Below are 702 nucleotides of genomic sequence, written 5' to 3'. Positions count from 1 at the left end.
GAGGTGGCGGTCGGGACATTGGCGGGCAGTGCGTTCATCGGGCGGTCCCTCCTGGGATGATCTCGCCGTCGAGGGTGATCGGCTCACGCGCGAGATCGAGCTCGACCGCCCCGCGCGAGACCATGCCGCGCAGCTGATCCTCCAGCCCGTCGGCGAGGCCGGTCGATCCGCAGGTCAGGTCGACCGACACGGTGTCGTCGAGCCGCGAGATGGACACCGACACGGCAGTCTCGCTCGGGGCGTGGGTCACGATGCGGCCCTCTCGGGCGCTGGATTGCTGCCACCGAACTGGATGGCACCGGCCTCGATCTGTTCGGCCAGGTGATCGAGCAGCCGCCTCGCCGCAGCCTCCGTGAGGCACGTCACCGTGACCGAAAGGTAACGGGGGCGCTCTGGTCGCTTGGTCAAGAGCAGCCTATGTCGGGACGGGACACCACCCCGTTGCCGCCAATTCGCGATCGTCGTCTTGTGCAGACCGAGGGCGTCGGCGAGTTGCCCATCGAGGTCGACGCCGAAGTGCTCCTTCAGAGCGTCGATATCGATGGAAGCACGGTCCTTGGCGAGTTTGGACTGTCCGAGTGAGTTGCTCACGACACGCCCTCCGGCGCGGCGCAGTGCGCATTCAGCGTCGAAGCCAGCTCGCCGGCGACGTGCGCGCGGCGAAGCGCGCCGAACAGCTCACGCGCCGCCGGCACCGTGGTG

Annotated in this window: 2 protein-coding genes; both read right to left on the bottom strand. The window is 68.4% G+C overall.

The window, feature by feature from the left end:
* Positions 1 to 34: 34 nt before the first annotated feature.
* A complete protein-coding gene (locus tag ABTU92_RS29545) occupies positions 35 to 223 on the bottom strand; it encodes a hypothetical protein (RefSeq protein WP_408095108.1) in 189 nt (62 codons plus the stop codon).
* A gap of 23 nt (positions 224 to 246) precedes the next feature.
* The gene (locus ABTU92_RS29540; protein WP_408095107.1) at positions 247 to 591 is read right to left on the bottom strand and encodes a hypothetical protein; all 345 of its coding nucleotides are present in this window, start codon (positions 589 to 591) and stop codon (positions 247 to 249) included.
* Positions 592 to 702: the final 111 nt, after the last annotated feature.

It is taken from the genome of Rhodoplanes sp. SY1, from assembly GCF_046000175.1.
Taxonomy (GTDB): Bacteria; Pseudomonadota; Alphaproteobacteria; order Rhizobiales; family Xanthobacteraceae; genus Rhodoplanes.
The sequence above is the reverse complement of the archived record's forward strand: the minus strand, read 5'-3'. Positions and strand labels throughout refer to the sequence as shown.